Here is a 12,957-nt window from a genome sequence, read left to right as displayed (position 1 = left end):
GAACGCTTTATCCGCCGACCACGAGCGCGGATAGCTCCTGGCCCTAACCGTCCGCCTAGGTTAGCCCCAGCGACTGCGACGCGCATTGAACTGCAAAGCGAAGCCGGGCAAAGGCCAAGCAATCTTGCCAATCACGTACCACTGCCAATTCAGACAGAACCGGCTCCCCGCTCCCCGTCCTCCGAAAATTTGCTCATAAGGGCCGGGATGAAGCTGGCACTCAACGCCGATTCAAAGCGACTGGCCGTCTGAAATGTCTGATTTAGAGCCTTTCACCACACTTGTATTGCTGAACCAAGGCTGAACAAACATAACGTCCCTGTCCCGGTAGCGCCCCTGCGCGGCCATCGCTGACAGGAAGTTAAGATGAACGCTCCGCAACAGCCGGATGCCCCTGCCAATCCAACAGACAGCGGCCTCGAATGTCTGGTGACCCTCGCCCGCTTTCACGGCATCGCCGCCAGCGCCGAACAACTGCGGCACGAACTGGCGCACAGCTCGCAGCTTTTCGGTCGCGATCAACTGCTCCTCGCCGCTCGCCAGCTGGGACTACTCCGCAGAAGCTAGATAAACATTCAAGATTTCTACTCACTTGACGAAAGAAAACCCATAAACATGCTCGAAGCTCTTTAACAAAAACAACTTAAAACCCCAAAACAGGAATCATATAACTTGGCCATTGGAATATCTAAAAACCCTCTCGTAAGCATCATAACACCCACCTGGAATCGAGAGAAATTATTACCGACCACCTACAGGGCTTTTAAATCACAGAGTTATTCGCCACTCGAATGGATTGTCGTAGATGACAGTGAGCAGCCGAGTGCTTTTATGACAAGCCTGAATGACCCGCGCGTCATTTACCGTCACTTACCTGCGAGAACTTCCATTGGCGAAAAGCGCAACATAGCAATCGAACTGGCGAATGGAGAAATTATCTCGCACTTCGATGACGATGATATCTACGCAAAAGACTATATCAACGCCATGCTTAGCCAAATGCAAAATCACGGACCTGACTTTGTCAAGTTAAGTGCATTCTTCCTTTATAACACTCACCTAAAGCAGTTCGCATACTGGGACTTGATGCATACAAGTGGCCTGCACTTTCGATGGGATGGCGGCCCGGTTACAGCACTTGATTTCCCAGTGAATTATAAAAAATTCTCTGACAACCATCTAGGATTTGGATTTAGCTATATCTACAAAAAAAAACTATGGACTGAGCAACCATTTGAGCCGGTCTCATTTAATGAGGACGGACTTTTCGCGATTGCCGCACGCGATCGCGGAGTAAACATTGCCCTACCTGCGGACGAAACGGGATTGTGCCTCCACATTACTCACAAGACAAACACATCCGTCAGTTTCCCTCAGTCTCTTCTGCCTGAAAAACTCGTCTCACGCCACCTCCCAGAATTTCGCGAGGCGGTCAAAAACATGGCACACATACAACAACCAAATTGAGTTTGGAAAAGTTATTCCTAGCAAGATCGGGGTGCCAATAGAATCAGCGGGGAGACCGCAAAATGCGGTCTGCACTGGCCGCACTTCTCTGACGGATTTCGACACTGAGCGCCCTCAGAATCAAGCCAACTGACTAAAAGCACTCTACAGTTCCTTCCTAATCTTTGCTTTCGCGAACACTTCGCCACAGACATTTCCTGCATTACAGACGCACCTATCCTGCACTCGCCAGCAAGTATCGGCTCACCATCTACAAACTGGACAGAACAATCGGCGTGAGGATCTGTGCCGCATCCTTCGACGGCAGACAGAAGCGCATCTGCATATGGCCAAGCCGGAGTTCGAGCTTGGCCCGTGCCCGAGCCTTGGCTTATCGAGCTTGCCCTTGGCCCTTCACTGCGCACCACGCTTGCCCACGCACTTGCTGGACGTTCCGCCGGGCTGCGGCTTGCCAAAACCTGGAGAGCAGCGCCATTCAAAGAAAAATTCCGAACAAGCTCCAGAAAACCCTGACAGCAACGCTCGCCAAGCCTGCGCATCCTCTCAGCGCAACCGATTCGGCACGAATCCTCCGTCCCGGACGTCCCGGAACATGCATCGCTCTGGCCATTCCCGGACCATTGCCAAGAAGCTCCTCCATTCCGGCTTTCAAAGCACTCGTCCCCGGAAGCTTGGACTTGGCCAAGACGGCATTGCCTGCGCTTCGCGACGTCACTGAACAGGCCTTTGCACATGAAGCGTTCTCACCCCGCCAAGCCCCACGGACAGCGCTCCCCCCGAAGCGTCGACGCGCTCTTTGCGCAGGTCGGCGCCCTCTACCAGGCCAATCAGTACAACCAGGTGCTGGAGACATGCCGAACGCTGCTCAGGTTGGCTCCACGGCACTCCGGTGCCCTGCTCTACGCCGGTGTTGTCTGCTACCTGAATAACGACCTTGTCGACTCGGAGCGCTACCTTAAAGCCGCAGCCGCTGCGGGTAACCCGGATGCGCACAGCAACCTGGGGTTGACGCTTTCCGCCATGCACCGCTTGCCGGAGGCTGAAGCAGCCTATCGCCGCGCTGTTCAGTCGAATCCGCGGGCAGCGCAGGCCTGGAACAACCTGGGCAATATCCTGAAGAACAGCTTCAAGGCCGAGCGTCGCCAGGAAGCGCTGGAGTGCTACCGACAAGCGATCGCGGCCAATCCTGGCTACGCCAATGCGCACAACAACCTCGGCCATGCGCTCGACTCGATCCTGGGTGACAAGGCTGGTGCAGAGGAGAGCTTCCGCGCCGCCATCGCCCACGATCCAAACTACCTCCAGGCCCACCTCAATCTGGCGGACATTCTTGAGCGAAGTGGGCGGCCGGACGATGCCTTGAACAGCCTCCGGCAGGCGCTCGTCCTGCAGCCGAACAATTTCCAGGTCATTGGCCGCGCCCTCGGCCTGCGTCGCGGCCTCGCCGACTGGGACGAAAACCAGGGCCCTGCGATGAGCGACTTCCTGGCCGCGCTGCCACAGGGCAATTCCAGCGAGTTCCAGCCTTTGAATCTGCTTGCCTGGCCGGAAATCGACGCGGCCACCCAGTGCCGCCTGGCGGGTCTGTTTGGCCGCACCCGCTGGGCCGCTGCGCTGGCGGCGCCGCCCATGGTTTCCGCGGTTGCCAGCGCCCGCAACGGGCGCCTGCGGGTGGGGTATCTGTCGGCGGACTTTCGCAATCACCCGGTGGCTCATCTGGTCACCCAGGTCATTGCCGCCCACGACCGGGAGAATTTCGAAGCATTCCTGTATGCCTACGGCCCGGAGGTGGATGACGCCGAGCGACGCCAGCTGATCACCGCAGCCGACCATTTCACGGTCGTCAGCCGTATGGAGGACCAGGAAGTCGCCACCCTGATTCGCGATGACCGGATCGATATCCTGGTCGACCTCACCGGCTACACCACCCATGCCCGACCAGGCATCTGCGCCTTGCGGCCGGCCCCCGTCATTGCATCGTGGATTGGCTACATGGGCTCTCTGGGCGAGCCTCGTCTGGCGGATTACATCATCGGCGACGCCATTGCCACGCCGCCGGCAAATGCCTGGCAGTTCAGCGAGGCACTGGCGCTGATGCCCGAGTGCTTCCAGCCGAACTGCCCTTTGACGCCACTGGCCCCGCCACCACCACGGTCGCAAGAGGGTTTGCCGGACGACGCCGTGGTCTTCTGCAGCTTCAATCAGGTCTTTAAATTGACGCCGCAGCTCTGGGACGACTGGTGCGAAATTCTGCGCAATGTTCCCGACAGCGTGTTGTGGATAGCACCGGGGTCTTCGGAGGTCATCCGCAGCAATCTGCTGAAGGAGACCCGGAAGCGTGGCGTCGCGGCAGAGCGCATTGTCTTTGCCGCCCGCAAACCCTTGGCGGAACATCGCGCGCGGCTCGCCCTCGCCGATATCGCCCTGGACACCTTCCCCTACAACTCCGGCGCCACCGCCAGCGATACCCTGCGTGCCGGTGTGCCATTGGTTACCTACATGGGCGAAACGCTGGTCAGCCGCATGGCTGGGAGCCTGTTGCACGCGTTGAATTTGCAGGAACTGTGCACCACCAGCCGTCGTGACTATGTGGAACTGGCCATCGCACTGGCCAAGGACGCCGCCAAACGGCAGGCGATTCGCCAGAGACTCGGCGAGCAGTTGACGACCTCGGTGCTGTACCAGCCCGAGAAGTTCGCCGCTCAACTCGAGCAACTGTTCAACGCCATGCACGAGCAGGCCAGGATCGGACGGCGCGAAACCATCGATCTCACCAGGCGCTCAGCGCCGGCATGAAATCCGCTCGGGCGTAACCGGAAGGTAGCCGGAAAGTAACCGGCATCCAATTTCACCCCAGAGAACTTGAATAGAGGCCCAGCCTCCTCTTTTTCGGAGCACAGCATGCGCCAACATCGTCCTACCCTTTCCGCGCAATCCGTTCTGGCCGCGCTGCAGAGCGGCGACGCTGAGCTCAGCGAAGCCATGGCGCGACAGCTGCTACGGACCAAGCCCCGCGATGCAGAAGTACTGCACCTGTGTGGCGCCGCCTGCCTGATGCTGGGAAGGGCTGCGCAGGCACGGGAGCTGTTCAAGCGCGCGCTGGGGGTGCGCAAGGACGCCTCCTGCTACCTGAATCTGGCCCTGGCCGAGCAGAGCCTAGGAGACACGCCGGCCAGCTCGGAGGCGCTGCGCAACTGCCTGCGCCTGCAACCCGGAAACGCGAAAGCGGCCAACAACCTGGCCAATCTCCTCGACCACCAGCGTCACTACGCCGAGGCTGAGCAGTTCTATCGCCAGGCCATTGCCAGCCAGCCCGGTTACCTGCTGGCCTACAAGAACCTGGGCAATCTCTTGCGCACGCAGGGCAGGCAGGAAGAGGCGATGTCGCTCCTCGAGCACGCCCTGGCGCTGAGTCCCGGCAGTGCCGAATTGCAGTTGGAATTTGCCAGGGCATTGGAAGACGGCAAGCGCTTCGCCGACGCCGCTGGCTGGTTCGCCAAGGCCGGTAGCTGGGCCGAATTGCAGTGGGTGTTGCGGGCCTTGGCCAGCTGGCCGCAACTGGCCGCGACCGATGCCGCCACCCTGCAGCAACTGGGCAATCCGACTCAGGAATCCATCGATCCCTGGAGCCTGATCAACCTGCCGGCACTGACTCCCGAGCTGCACCGCGATGCCGGTCACCACTTTGCCGAGTCGAACTGGCCTGGAGAACTCACCACCGCACCGCTGGCCGTCGAGCCCGAGCAGAATGGACGGCTGCGCATCGGCTACCTGTCCAGCGACTTCTATGGCCACGCGACGATGCACCTGATGATGGGCGTGCTGGAAGCGCATGACAGCGCCAAGGTGGATATCCAGCTGTTCGACTACAGCCCGCCGCGTGAGGACTATTTCACCCACCGCATTGCCGCGACCGGCCTGCCGCGCCATGAGTTGCGCGAGTTGTCCGACGAGGCGGCAGCAAAGCTGATCGCCGAGCAGCGCCTGCACCTTCTGGTCGACCTGAAGGGCTACACCACCGGGGCGCGCCTGGGTATCACAGCGCGGCGTCCGGCGCCGGTGATTGTCAGTTGGCTGGGCTATCCGGGCAGCCTGGGTCATCCGCGGTTGGCCGATTATCTGATTGGCGATGCCACCGTGACCCCGGCCGAACATGCCGGGCACTTCAGCGAAACCCTGGCGCTGATGCCGCACAGTTACCAGCCCAATGACCGTAATCGGCCGCTGGCTGATCACGCCAGTCGCATCGATGCAGGGCTGCCGGAACACGGCTTGGTGTTCTGCAGCTTCAACCAGTTGCTCAAGCTGAATCCCGACGAGTTCGAACTCTGGTGCCGGCTGCTACGGGAGGTGCCCGGCAGCGTTCTGTGGCTGCTGGAGCCCGAGGCGGCGGAAGCTTGCGACAACCTGCGCCGGGAAGCACAGGCGCGCGGAATCGACGCCGAGCGCCTGGTGTTTGCACCTCGGCTGAAGCAGGACGAACATCTGGCACGCCTGGCATTGGCGGACCTGGCTCTGGACAGCTTCCCCTGCACCTCGCACACCACCGCCAGCGATGCTCTGTGGGTCGGCGTACCGCTGATGACTCGGCTCGGGGAGACGTTCACCAGCCGAGTGGCGGGCAGCCTGCTGAAGGCGCACGGGTTCGATGAGCTGGTGGCAACCGATACGCAGGACTATTTCGAACGGCTCAAGGCGCTGGCCCTGGACCACGCGAAACGCGATGACCTGCGCCAGCGGCTGCGCGCAGCGAGAATGACATCGCCGCTGTTCGACACAGCGCGCTTCACCCGCGATCTGGAAGTCTTGTACCGACGCATCTGGGAGCACCACTGCAGCAAGCCGGAAGAGCGTCCAGAGGTTGTGGTGGCAGCTTAATTTTGTAGGAGCGAGCTTGCTCGCGAACCCAGCCAACGCTGGAGCCCTGAGGAAAGCTGTTCGCGAGCTCGCTCCTACGAGAGCAAAGCGCTGGGGCGTTACTCCGCGCGGGCGTGCTCGACCTTGTCGGAGGCGGACCAGAGTCGGTAGCGCACTTCGACGTCCTTCGGCGCGTAGATCACGATGGGCAGCTTGCTGTTGTAGCGCAGCACGAAGCCTTCGCCGATCACCGGGACGAAGTCCTTCTTGCTCTTGCCTTCCGGGCAGGCCATCAGGGTGCTGGCCGGGCCGCTGACCTTGTCCAGGCGGTAGTAGGAGTAGCCCCAGCCTTCCAGGGTCTTCTCTTCCAGGGTGCCGCCCAGGCGCTGGCGGTTGCAGTCGACGGTCAACGTCTTGCCGGCGAGGATCTCGACCTTGAAGTTCTCTTCATGGGCCTGCTTGGGCAGGTGGATGACCTGGCGCACGAAGCCTTCATCAGCCTTGGGATAGGGCGCGACATCTTCAAGCTTGGCGGCGTTGGCCAGGGTGGCGGTGGCGCTGAGCAGCAGCGCGGCGGGCAGGGCGAAACGAGCGAACGGCATGAAGCCTCCTTGCAGAAAATTGAAGGGCGAGCACACCGCGCGGGTGCGCTCGTCCGAGCCTCTCTGACCGTCAGATTGTACGAATGCTCCTACAGCCATGCCCTGAGTTGTATCAAGCTACTTCACCGCCGGCCTTCGCCTGCTGTTCCAGGTGCGCCTGCAACTGCGGGTCGAGATTGAGGTTGTAGGCGAGCTCGTCGAGGTAGGTGCGCTCGGTGTCCTGCTGGTCGTCTACCAGCATCACGCTGACCAGGTACATCTCGGCGGCTACCGCGGGGTCCCCCTGGGCTGCCCGAGCGACATCGGCGGCGTCGAGCGGCTTGCGCATTTCGGCGTCGATCCACGCTTGCAGCTGTGGCTCGCCGGCATGGCGCTGCAACTCGGCCTGGATGGCCGCCTGTTCGCGCTCATCGATACGACCGTCGGCCTTGGCCGCTGCCAGCATCGCCTGGAGGATGGCATGGCTGTGCGCCTCGGCTTCGGGGCCGTCGAGCTGGTCGACAGTAGTCAGCGATTGCTGCTGGGAGGGATTGGCGCTCTGCTGGCGCTGCCAGTTCTGATAGGCCTGGTAAGCCATCATGCCCAGCGAGGCAAGCATGGCATAGTTGACGCCGCCCCGCGTGGAACGCCCCTGGGGAGTGCCGCCTGTGCTGGCGCCGCCACCGAGCATGCTGCCCAGCACGCCACCCAGACCGCCAAGTCCACCACCGCCGGAGCCACCTGCGCCAGCGCCGCCGAGAATCGAACCGAGGCCACCGCCACCGCCGCCGCCCAGCAGCCCACCGAGCAAGCCACCCAGGCCACCGAGCGGGTCCGCGCCACCGGCGCCGCCCTGTTGCTGTTGTGCTGCCGAGCCTTGTCCGGCCCGCAGCAGTTGTTCCAGTAGATCGGTTGTGTTCATGACCAGTCCCTCGCCATAGCGCGGTGTGCGTTGGGCAACGATAGTCCCGCCACACCGATGCGCCAGCGCCGTCCGCCGGCCGGCCCGGAATGGACGGGACGCCCAACGACGGAGACTGCTGCGCGGCGCGAGCTTTATCCAGCGCTTGCGAGGGTGGTCACGGGTTTACGCGGGTACGGCATCCAGCGCTTTCTGCGCCTGCGCTTCCAGTTCGACCTTGAGGCCCGCATCGAGGCTCAGTTGGCGCGCCAGTTCGTCGAGGTAGGCGCGCTCCATGAAGTTGGTCTCGTCGACCATCAGCAGGCTGGCCAGGTACATCTCGGCGGCCATTTCCTCGCTGGTGGCAGCGCGGGCGACTTCGGCCGGGTCCAGCGGCTTGGCCAGTTCGCGGTCGAGCCAGCCTTGCAGCTCGAGGTCGCCGGTGAGTTTGGCAATCTCGCCATCGATCAGCTGGCGTTCGCGATCATCGATATGACCGTCGGCCTTCGCGGCGGCGACGATGGCCCGCAGGATGGCGTGGCTGTGCTGCTCGGCCTGGGCCGGCGGCAGGCGGTCGACGGTCTGCGGCTCGCCGCGCGGGGCGCTGGCCTGTTTCTGCTGCCAGTTGCCGTAGGCCTTGTAGGCGAGCACGCCGAGCGCCGCCAGGCCGCCATAGGCGACGACCTTGCCGCCCACCTTGCGCGCCTTCTTGCTGCCCATCAGCAGGCCCAGCGCACCCGCCGCCAGGGCGCCGCCACCGGCGCCGGAGAGCAGGCTGCCGAGGTCCAGGCCACCCTTGCTGCCGCCCTGTGCGGGTTGGCCGCCGCCCTGCTGGGCCAGGCCCTTGTTCTGCATCAGTTCCTGCCCGGACTTGAGCAGTTGGTCAAGCAGGCCGCGTGTGTTCATGGCGATCTCCACTAGCTATCGAGATGAAAAGTCAGGCCTCCGACTCTAGCTCGCAGCCTTGTGACAGCGGAGTTGCAGAGTGCTTCCGGATATTGCGGGCCTTTCTCGGCGGGTCCGCAGGGCAAATAGGCAACTTCCATTCGATTAAAAAGAATGCTCCTATAGATTTTCGATAATCAACAATGAAATGCGCCGAGACCGGCTAGACAAGGCTCTAGATCGAGGCTCCGCGCGCCAGCGGCCAAACGCCCATGATGACGCTCCGCCAGATCCGCCACTTCATCGCCGTCGCCGAGACCGGCTCGATCTCCGCCGCTGCCCAGGCGGTGTTCATTTCCCAGTCGACCCTGACACTGGCCATCCAGCAACTGGAAGAAGAGATCGGCGTGCGTCTGTTCGACCGCCACGCCAAGGGCATGACCCTGACCCACCAGGGCCACCAGTTCCTGCGCCAGGCGCACCTGATCCTGGCCACCGTGGAGAACGCCAAGCGCAGCCTGCAGCAGAGCACCGACCAGGTGGCCGGCAGCCTGACCATCGGGGTGACCAGCCTGGTAGCGGGCTATTACTTGGCCGACCTGATCAACCGCTTCCAGCGCGCCTTCCCCAACGTGAAGACCCGCGTGGTGGAGGACGAGCGCCCGTACATCGAGCACCTGCTGGTGAGCGGCGAGATCGACGTCGGCGTGCTGATCCTCTCCAACCTGGAAGACCGCCACGCCCTGCAGACCGAGGTGCTCACGCACTCGCCGCACCGCCTCTGGCTGCCGGCACAGCACCCACTGCTGGAACGCGACAGCATCGGCCTGGCCGATGTGGCGGGCGAGCCATTGATCCAGCTGAACGCCGACGAGATGGGCCTGCACACCCAGCGCATCTGGTCGCGCGCCGGGCTGGTGCCGCAGGTGACGCTGCGCACCGCCTCGGTGGAAGCCGTGCGAAGCCTGGTGGCGGCGGGCCTGGGCCTGTCGATCCAGCCGGACATGACCTACCGTCCCTGGTCGCTGGAAGGCGACATCATCGAGGCGCGGCCGCTGGTGGACCTGTCCGAACCATTGGACGTCGGCCTGGCCTGGCGTCGCGGCACCGCGCGACCGGCGCTGGTGGACCCATTCCTCACCGTCGCCCGCGAGCAGCCCAACGCCAAACGCCTGTCGATCTGAGGACCGGATTACACAAACACGCCGAGCCAATGTAGGGCGAATAACCGCTCGCGGTTATCCGCCAAATGGACCGGGAGAAAATGGATGGCGGATAACGCTTGCAGCGTTATGCGCCATACGAAAGCCGCTACGCAATGGCAAAACGCCTTGCGATCTAGAGGCTTACAGCATTCGATTTAATCGAACGGCGCTTTCAGTAATTAGAATTTGTCGACCCCACGTCCGGACTCTAGTCTCTCGTCCCATACCAAAGGGCCAAGTTCCGGGCACCGCCCCTACGCCGGAGCACGCACATGGCCCCCGAAAACAAGACAGATAAAAGACGAGTTTCCAAGATGACCGGCGCAACCCTGCATAACGCCTTGCTGATTGACGGCCAACTGGTCGCCGGCGAAGGCATGGCCGAGCCGATCATCAACCCGACCACGGGCGAAACCATCGCCAGCATCGCCGACGGTTCCATCGACCAGGTCGAGCAGGCCATCGCCGCTGCACACCGTGCCTTCCCCGCCTGGGCCCGTACCACACCCGCGCAACGTTCCGCCGCGCTGCTGGCCATCGCCGATGCCATCGACAAGCGCGCGAACGATCTCGCCCAACTGGAATCGCTGAACTGCGGCAAGCCGCTGCATCTCGCGCGCCAGGACGATATCCCCGCCACCGCCGACGTGTTCCGCTTCTTCGCCGGCGCCGTGCGCTGCCAGCAGGGCCAGCTCGCCGGCGAATACGTGCCTGGCCACACCAGCATGGTGCGCCGTGACCCGGTGGGCGTAGTCGCTTCGATTGCGCCGTGGAACTACCCGCTGATGATGGCCGCGTGGAAAATCGCCCCCGCGCTGGCCGCCGGCAACACGCTGGTGTTCAAGCCGTCCGAACACACCCCGCTGAGCATCCTGGCGCTGGCGCCGGCATTGGCCGAGATTCTCCCAGCGGGCGTGATCAATATCGTCTGCGGCGGCGGCGAAGGGGTCGGCAGCCACCTGGTCAGCCACCCGAAGGTGCGCATGGTCTCGCTCACCGGCGACATCGTCACCGGCCAGAAGATTCTCCAGGCCGCCTCGCGCACGCTCAAACGCACCCACCTGGAACTGGGCGGCAAGGCGCCGGTGATCGTCTGCAACGATGCCGACCTCGAAGCCGTGGTCCAGGGCGTGCGTACCCATGGTTACTACAACGCCGGCCAGGACTGCACCGCTGCCTGCCGCATCTACGCCCAGGCCGGTATCCATGACCGCCTCGTCGCCGAGCTGGGCGATGCCGTGGCGAGCATCCGCTTCGCCCGCAAGCGCGACGCCGATAACGAGATCAGCCCGCTGATCAGCGCCCGCCAGCGTGACCGCGTGGCCAGCTTCGTCGAGCGTGCCCTCGGCCAGCCGCACATCGAGCGCGTTACCGGCGCCGCCGTGCATTCCGGCCCCGGCTTCTACTACCAGCCGACCCTGCTGGCCGGCTGCAAGCAGCAGGACGAGATCGTCCAGCGCGAAGTGTTCGGCCCCGTCGTCACCGTGACCCGCTTCGATCAGCTGGAACAGGCGGTGGACTGGGCGAATGACTCCGAATACGGCCTGGCCTCCTCGGTGTGGACGCAGAACCTCGACAAGGCCTTCCAGATCGCCAACCGCCTGCAGTACGGCTGCACCTGGATCAACACCCATTTCATGCTCGCCAGCGAGATGCCCCACGGCGGGCTCAAGCGCTCGGGCTACGGCAAGGACCTGTCCAGCGATTCGCTGCAGGACTACAGCGTGGTGCGCCACATCATGGCGCGCCACGGCCAGCAACTGGATTGAACGACCCCGGCGGCGCCCCCGCCGGTCCATAAGAAAGCACCCCGGCGAATCGGCGCGCCCGCTCGCACGAGGGTGGTTGCTCGATTGAACTGCCCCACCAATAGAGACAACAACGAGAGGGAGACACCCGATGCGCAAGACCGCACTGCTCAGTGCCATCACCACCGCCCTGCTGGCCAGCGCCGGCGTCCAGGCCGCCGAGGCCCTGAAGGAAGTCGGCAAAGGCGAAGGCCGTCTGGACATCATCGCCTGGCCCGGCTACATCGAGCGCGGCCAGTCCGACAAGAACTACGACTGGGTGACCCAGTTCGAGAAGGACACCGGCTGCCAGGTCAACGTGAAGACCGCCGCCACCTCCGACGAGATGGTCAGCCTGATGGCCAAGGGCGGCTACGACCTGGTCACCGCTTCGGGCGACGCCTCCCTGCGCCTGATCTACGGCAAGCGCGTGCAGCCGATCGATCCGTCGCTGATCCCCAACTGGAAGAACATCGACCCGCGCCTGAAGGACGCCGCCTGGTACGTGGTCAACGGCAAGACCTACGGCGCGCCGTACCAGTGGGGCCCGAACCTGCTGATGTACAACACCAAGGTCTTCCCCACCGCGCCGGACAGCTGGAAAGTCGTGTTCGACGCGCAGAACCTGCCCGACGGCAAGCCGAACAAGGGCCGCGTGCAGGCCTACGACGGCCCGATCTACGTCGCCGACGCCGCGCTGTACCTGAAGGCCACCCAGCCGGAACTGGGCATTACCGACCCCTACCAGCTCGACGAGAAGCAGTACGCCGCCGTGGTCGAACTGCTGCGCAAGCAGCATGACCTGATCCACCGCTACTGGCACGACACCACCGTGCAGATGAGCGACTTCAAGAACGAAGGCGTCGCCGCTTCCAGCGCCTGGCCGTACCAGGCCAACGCCCTGAAGGCCGAAGGTCAGCCGATCGCCACCGTGTTCCCGAAGGAAGGCGTCACTGGCTGGGCCGACACCACCATGCTGCACGCCGAAGCCCAGCATCCGAGCTGCGCCTACAAGTGGCTGAACTGGTCGCTGGAGCCCAAGGTGCAAGGTGACGTGGCTGCCTGGTTCGGCTCCGTGCCGGCCGTGCCGGAAGGCTGCAAGGCCAGCACCCTGCTGGGCGGCGAAGGCTGCGCCACCAACGGCTACAACCAGTTCGACAAGATCGCGTTCTGGAAGACCCCGGTGGCCGAGGGCGGCAAGTTCGTCCCGTACAGCCGCTGGACCCAGGACTACATCGGGATCATGGGCGGCCGCTGATTTCGGCTCCCCTCTC

The 12,957-nt window shown here is 63.2% G+C and carries 10 protein-coding genes; 7 read left to right on the top strand and 3 right to left on the bottom strand.

Going from position 1 to position 12,957, the window contains the following annotated elements; all coding sequences use genetic code 11:
• Nucleotides 1-366 precede the first annotated feature (366 nt).
• From L6D89_RS00235 to L6D89_RS00220, 4 genes are all read left to right on the top strand, one after another.
• A complete protein-coding gene (locus tag L6D89_RS00235) occupies nt 367-567 on the top strand; it encodes a cysteine peptidase family C39 domain-containing protein (RefSeq protein WP_236198393.1) in 201 nt (66 codons plus the stop codon).
• A gap of 105 nt (nt 568-672) precedes the next feature.
• The gene (locus L6D89_RS00230; RefSeq protein WP_236198392.1) at nt 673-1,467 is read left to right on the top strand and encodes a glycosyltransferase family 2 protein; all 795 of its coding nucleotides are present in this window, start codon (nt 673-675) and stop codon (nt 1,465-1,467) included.
• Nucleotides 1,468-2,199: 732 nt separating this feature from the next.
• Nucleotides 2,200-4,263: a tetratricopeptide repeat protein gene (locus L6D89_RS00225; protein ID WP_236198391.1), complete on the top strand. Its 2,064-nt coding sequence runs from the start codon at nt 2,200-2,202 to the stop codon at nt 4,261-4,263.
• A 105-nt stretch (nt 4,264-4,368) separates the two neighbouring features.
• Nucleotides 4,369-6,345: an O-linked N-acetylglucosamine transferase, SPINDLY family protein gene (locus L6D89_RS00220; protein ID WP_236198390.1), complete on the top strand. Its 1,977-nt coding sequence runs from the start codon at nt 4,369-4,371 to the stop codon at nt 6,343-6,345.
• 98 nt (nt 6,346-6,443) lie between these two features.
• On the opposite strand, the gene eco is transcribed toward L6D89_RS00220, so the two are convergent.
• From eco to L6D89_RS00205, 3 genes are all read right to left on the bottom strand, one after another.
• Nucleotides 6,444-6,926 carry a serine protease inhibitor ecotin gene (gene eco, locus L6D89_RS00215; RefSeq protein ID WP_236174683.1) on the bottom strand — a complete coding sequence of 161 codons (483 nt, stop codon included), beginning with the start codon at nt 6,924-6,926 and terminating at the stop codon, nt 6,444-6,446.
• A gap of 112 nt (nt 6,927-7,038) precedes the next feature.
• On the bottom strand, nt 7,039-7,827 hold the full coding sequence (locus L6D89_RS00210) for a tellurite resistance TerB family protein (protein ID WP_236198389.1): 789 nt from the start codon (nt 7,825-7,827) through the stop codon (nt 7,039-7,041).
• A gap of 165 nt (nt 7,828-7,992) precedes the next feature.
• A complete protein-coding gene (locus tag L6D89_RS00205; protein WP_236198388.1) occupies nt 7,993-8,712 on the bottom strand; it encodes a tellurite resistance TerB family protein in 720 nt (239 codons plus the stop codon).
• A gap of 251 nt (nt 8,713-8,963) precedes the next feature.
• Here L6D89_RS00205 and L6D89_RS00200 point away from each other — a divergent pair, with 251 nt between their 5' ends.
• The 3 genes from L6D89_RS00200 to ydcS all read left to right on the top strand — a co-directional run bounded on the left by L6D89_RS00200 (nt 8,964) and on the right by ydcS (nt 12,941).
• Nucleotides 8,964-9,875 (top strand): LysR family transcriptional regulator, encoded by a 912-nt coding sequence (locus tag L6D89_RS00200; RefSeq protein WP_045209919.1) that lies wholly within the window; start codon nt 8,964-8,966, stop codon nt 9,873-9,875.
• Between the two features lie 335 nt (nt 9,876-10,210).
• A complete protein-coding gene (locus L6D89_RS00195; protein WP_373874917.1) occupies nt 10,211-11,665 on the top strand; it encodes a gamma-aminobutyraldehyde dehydrogenase in 1,455 nt (484 codons plus the stop codon).
• 130 nt (nt 11,666-11,795) lie between these two features.
• Entirely contained in the window at nt 11,796-12,941 is a 1,146-nt protein-coding gene (gene ydcS, locus L6D89_RS00190) for a putative ABC transporter substrate-binding protein YdcS (protein ID WP_024765696.1), read from the top strand.
• Nucleotides 12,942-12,957: the final 16 nt, after the last annotated feature.

Source organism: Pseudomonas pseudonitroreducens, assembly GCF_021603645.1.
Lineage (GTDB): Bacteria > Pseudomonadota > Gammaproteobacteria > Pseudomonadales > Pseudomonadaceae > Pseudomonas > Pseudomonas pseudonitroreducens.
The sequence above is the reverse complement of the archived record's forward strand: the minus strand, read 5'-3'. Positions and strand labels throughout refer to the sequence as shown.